Annotated in this window: 4 protein-coding genes; all 4 read right to left on the bottom strand. The window is 38.5% G+C overall.

From position 1 onward, the window contains the following. Window positions 1-63: 63 nt before the first annotated feature. Complete coding sequence (locus V7164_RS23410) at window positions 64-924, bottom strand: EamA family transporter (protein WP_335355392.1); 861 nt, start codon at window positions 922-924, stop codon at window positions 64-66. 385 nt (window positions 925-1309) lie between these two features. Next, window positions 1310-2794 carry a transposase gene (locus V7164_RS23405; protein ID WP_335355391.1) on the bottom strand — a complete coding sequence of 495 codons (1485 nt, stop codon included), beginning with the start codon at window positions 2792-2794 and terminating at the stop codon, window positions 1310-1312. Between the two features lie 268 nt (window positions 2795-3062). Continuing rightward, window positions 3063-3917: a chemotaxis protein gene (locus V7164_RS23400; protein WP_335355390.1), complete on the bottom strand. Its 855-nt coding sequence runs from the start codon at window positions 3915-3917 to the stop codon at window positions 3063-3065. Window positions 3918-4141: 224 nt separating this feature from the next. Then, window positions 4142-5130 (bottom strand): CaiB/BaiF CoA transferase family protein (locus V7164_RS23395; protein ID WP_335355389.1); only part of this gene is annotated, 989 nt, incomplete at its 5' end.

Raw genomic sequence — 5130 nt, 5'->3', positions numbered from 1 at the left:
ATAAAAAATAGAAGGGGATTACAAACAGACTAGCAATCATATTCTTCTTAAAAAATCCCTTAACTACAAAATAAGCAAAACAGTTCCTGCAGTAATGACAATACCACCTATAATCGTGTGTTTAGTCATTGTTTCTTTTAATAGAATGAAGCTTAAGATCATGGTAATCACAACGCTAAATTTATCAATAGGGGCAACAACTGAAACCTTCCCAATGGCTAATGCTGCAAAATAACATAACCAGGATAAACCAGTTGCAACTCCAGACAAAATCAAAAAAAGATACCCCTTTTTTGTAATTTCCTTCATTTTCTTATGAGTTCCTTGAAAAAATACGATGGCCCAAGCGAACAATAAAATCACGATTGTTCGTAAAAAGGTAGCTACATTAGAATCCACATTTTCCATCCCTATTTTTGCTAATATAGAGGTTAATGCCGCAAATACTGCTGCCAAAATGGCATATACAATATATATTTGTGAGCCAGTAAATCGTTTCTTCTCATCATTTTTCCCAATTAATATGAAGGTTCCAATGGCGATTATCGCTCCTCCAGTGATGACAGGGGGCTCTGCCGGCTCTCCTAAGAAAAGGATAGAGATAGCAATCGTTAAAACTACACTTGATTTATCAATGGGGACGACCTTGGAAACATCGCCAATTGCCAGTGCTTTAAAGAAAAATAACCACGAAAATCCTGTTGCAAAACCTGATAATATAATAAACCAAAATGCACTTCCAGAAATCTGAGAGATTGTATCGAGCTTGCCCGTTACGACCACTATCATAAAAGCCATTACTAGTACAACAATTGTCCGAATCGCTGTTGCTAAATTTGAATTTACCTTTTCAATGCCAATTTTCGCCAATATCGCTGTAAGTGAAGCAAATAAAGCTGCCAATAATGCTAAAGTAATACTCATTAAGGTACCTGCTTTTCTCTTGTTATGAATCCTCAGACTTATTTCTTTGTTTTTTCACTTTTTCAGTTTTTCCAATAGGCTTATTCAAATCTTTTAGACTTACTTTGTCCTTTTCACTTTTAAAATAATCCTGACAACTCCCACTGCTAAAGCAGTGGGGTTCTAGGGTATAGTGACAAACTTTTGCCTAGTACACTTCTCAACGATACCTTATCTTTCCTTAAGGAAAGAGTTTCTACCGAAGCACTGGTGTACGTTCTCCTAGAACATTAACGGACGTATTGCGTATAGCAAGACACTTCTCCAAGCAAGCCCCTTTTGGACTCCTTGTGTGTTTATCGTTCCGACTTCTCTTGGGCGTTATCACGACCAATCAGGTTTGAGTTTATGCGACAAACCAACGCAATGTTTTGCTTGATGATTGTTTTAATCTTGCAATCTCACGATTATGCAATATAACAAAATTATTCCACCCTGCGTTGCATATGTCCACATCAACAGAGTTAAGGGCATCATTTGTGTTTCTAATCAAAAAAGCACTATATAAATCACGTTGAATTCGAAAATCCCCAAAATCATTCCAACGTTCCGAGAGATGTTTCTTTGTGTATTCGCCAGTTAGATGATTGAACTGACTGGCTTTTGTAGAGTATGTATCTATTTTTTTAAGAGAACGTCCTTGATAACCGAGTTTTCGGTCAATGATAGTTAGCAACATGGCGGGGGCACGATGAGCAATTGATTTTCCAAACCGTTTCTTTGAGTTAATCTTTCCATTTTTCTTGTTGCGGGTTGTTTTCTTTGTTCGTTTTTGTAGCGACTGAAACCTCATAGTTTCTACTCGTATATTAGAACCTAATGCAAGGATATCGTTCGCTAACTTCTCATGAGATATTTTTCGCCAGACAGTGATTTTCCGATATAGTTCTTTACGTATCCATCGAAGCTTCTTATATCGGTTGGAGTAGTTCCATTCCAAGCGACCTTTCTTAATCGTGCCATCTTCATTGAAGTTATCGGTATTTGTCGCCCGTTTAGATCGATCCATTGCACGCTGAATACGTCTTAATTTGGATGCATCAGTATGGCACTCAGATGCAAGTTCGCGAAGTTCAACGGTGTTTTCACTGCTTATTGCGATGGTAGATGAACCAATATCGATACCAACACGTTTTCTTTCATCATTCGCAATTTTTCGATTACGTTTTGTTGGTGGATACCCTTCTTGAATGAGGTGTACAAAATAGCGAATCTTTCCTCGTATTTCACGTTTCAAGATACGCACATACTTTGTTTTATCCATTAAGGCTTGGTGTGCATATTCGTCATTGACTTTCGGTGCTATCGGCATACACAACCAATTATTAGGGTTTGGACGTTTCTTTGTTGGCTTGTCGCCCCAAAGGATATGGCCGTCTGCATAGCGCAAGCCAGTATTGTTTGATTTGTTTTCAACAGAAATATCATCATCAAACACTTTAAAGTGCACCTTTCGAGCCTTGCCAAAATGTAGTTTCTCTACTGCTTCGAACGCTCTTGTCGCAAGTTTTTGCGCTTCAAAGCTTCCGATGTTTTCCTTAAATTTATGTTGAACACGTTTCACAAAATCGTGCAAATCATATTCAGAAAATCCGTAGGCTAAACGTATCCCCGAAAGTCGATGATTACGTTCTTTGGACTTTGGCTCTTGCAGCAAAGCACGATATTCCTTATCAGCTTTTACATATTTATGACGTTTGAGAGCCTCACCTAGACAGGAATTGTAGACTGTACGGGCAATCTTGAACTTCTTCTCCAATCGGTGTTGTTGCCAAACAGGAATATTTAGCGGAAATTCGTTTGTATAAGTTGGTGTACTTTTTCTTGCCATAGGGTTCAGCTCCTTTCTAGTTACGCTTTTTGATTTTCAACGTATTGCTTAAACAGTTTTCGAAGAACATAGAATATGGATATATTTTACTACATAGAACGTACGTTTGTATATAGACGGAATGAATTTTCCAATACTTAAAGTGTCACAAGCATCCCTTCTTATGACACTCCGTATTTGACCTCACTTTCATCCCATGTCTAAAGACAGTCTAAGACCTGTATGGGCTTTCTCGTTCAGAAAATCTGTAATTGCCATGAAGCGAATGTTATAGATTATTTACTTGTCTCCACGTACGAACTAAGCCATCTACTATGGGTTCAATTACGTCCATATCTTTAACGTAACCTGTATGACTTAACGGATTCCAACTCGTTAATAAATTGCCTGCATTCACTTCTCGATCTTCGTTAACAGCATTATAGTAATTTTCGTCTACAGATCTTAATGGGAAGCCCAAAACATCATCTTTATCATAGAAATTTATCCATTCACCTTTTAAGCTAGGATAGTATTTTCGGAGGTTTTTAGAAGGAATATTGATCGGACGGTTAAAGTTATAATAACGCAAACTCCATAGCGGGAGGGTAGTCCCCATTGTATAAAATAATGTTAAAGTTTCCCCCTTTTCCAAAGGCGATGATTCATTTACAATACACTCAACATCGCGCTGTTTAAATTGTAAATCGTAAAAGTAATTACTCGCAATGACAGAACCTAGACTATGTGAAATGACACATAGCGGAGCTTGATCTCCTGCTTTGTTAGAGAGAATGTTCAGACCTTTACCGATTTTCTCATGAACTCTCTCATAATTTTGCTTTGCTGTCTCTACTAGTTGATAGGCAATCACATCTCCTATATAAGTAACAATGAATTTCCTTGATCCCTGATAATTCAATTTGTTTTCCTGCACCATTCTTTCAAACAGCTTTTCCTGTCGACCTGCAAAAACCGGTGCCCACAGTATCGGTTCAATCATAAGATAGGAGGCAGGATCTTCAACTACATCCTTCAGTTTCTTTGCGAATGTTTGATTGATCATTGCGATCATATTCTTAGCAAAACCATCCTTTTGATTACCCATTCCATGAATAATGGCGACAGCTAGCTTTTTATACATTTGTCTGCTCCCTTGAAAATAAATTTTTCAATACACCTTTGTACGTCATACGGCATACAACAATGTATTCAGGATTAGACTGATTGGAGAGAACGTTTTACTAATAAACTACATTATTACCTAGTTTTATTTCTATTGAAAAGAATATGAAGGGGTTCCTCTAGAGTCAAAAGGGACGGATCACTTGCTTCGAAATATGGAAGCAAGAGTTCCGTCCCTCATGTTTATTTGATAATTTCTTTGTTTTTTAATACTTTAAATTCTTCGTCAGAGTATCCTAATTCAGTCAAGATCTCCTTATTGTGCTGCCCGAGGAGAGGGGCAGGCATTCTTAATTGCCCCGGAGTTTCGGAAAATTTGGCAGGGAAACCAAGTGTCTTCATTTGTCCACAGGCAGGATGCTCATATTCAAGGACCATTTCATGTTCTAGAATATGTGGGTCATTCAAGGTTTGATCATAGGAATAGATAGGGCCCGATGGGATTCCGCTTTCTTCAAGAAGTTTCAGCCAATGTGCTGAATCTTTTTGTTTTAAAACTTCTTCGATTTCGACCTCAAGTTCATCCACATGTTCTGTCCGTAAACTAACCGTTTCGTACCGAGGATCTACTAACCAATTGGGCTGATCAATCACATTTAAGCAAAAATTTTCCCATAGCTTCTGATTAGCTGCCCCAATTAAAATGAAGCCGTCTTTTGTTTCATAGCCTTGGTACGGGGCTGATGCGCGGTGTGCTGTCCCATTCCGTTTTGCCACTTCACCTGTTCCAAAATAAGCAGCAGCCTCCCAAACAGTCCAGGCAAGTCCAGCGTTAACAAGCGAAACATCGATATACTGCCCTTTTCCATTTTTCAAACGATGAATGTACGCAGTTAATATCGATTGAATGGCGGTTTGTGCTGCCGCAATATCATGAATGGCAATCCCTACTTTTACAGGCTTTCCACCTTTTTCACCAGTCATATCCATCAGCCCCGACATGCCTTGTGCCATGATATCGTAGCCGCCCTTTTTACTATAAGGCCCGGTCTGTCCGTAGCCCGAAATCGAGCAGTAAATTAGTCCAGGATTAATTTCTTTCAATGTTTCATAGTCAATACCTAATTTTTTTGTTACGCCTGGACGATAATTTTCTACGAATACATCTGCGGTTTTGATTAGGTCGAGCAAAATTTTTCGGCCTGCGTCACTTTTTAAATTGAGACACATTC

It is taken from the genome of Bacillus sp. JJ1474, assembly GCF_036965225.1.
GTDB lineage: Bacteria > Bacillota > Bacilli > Bacillales > Cytobacillaceae > Cytobacillus.
This window is presented reverse-complemented; position numbering and strand designations above follow the sequence as displayed.

Excerpts from the sequence above, each read along its gene's own strand:
- V7164_RS23410 (WP_335355392.1), bottom strand. The coding sequence starts at position 924 with ATGAGTATTACTTTAGCATTATTGGCAGCTTTATTTGCTTCACTTACA.
- V7164_RS23405 (WP_335355391.1), bottom strand. The coding sequence starts at position 2,794 with ATGGCAAGAAAAAGTACACCAACTTATACAAACGAATTTCCGCTAAAT.
- V7164_RS23400 (WP_335355390.1), bottom strand. The coding sequence starts at position 3,917 with ATGTATAAAAAGCTAGCTGTCGCCATTATTCATGGAATGGGTAATCAA.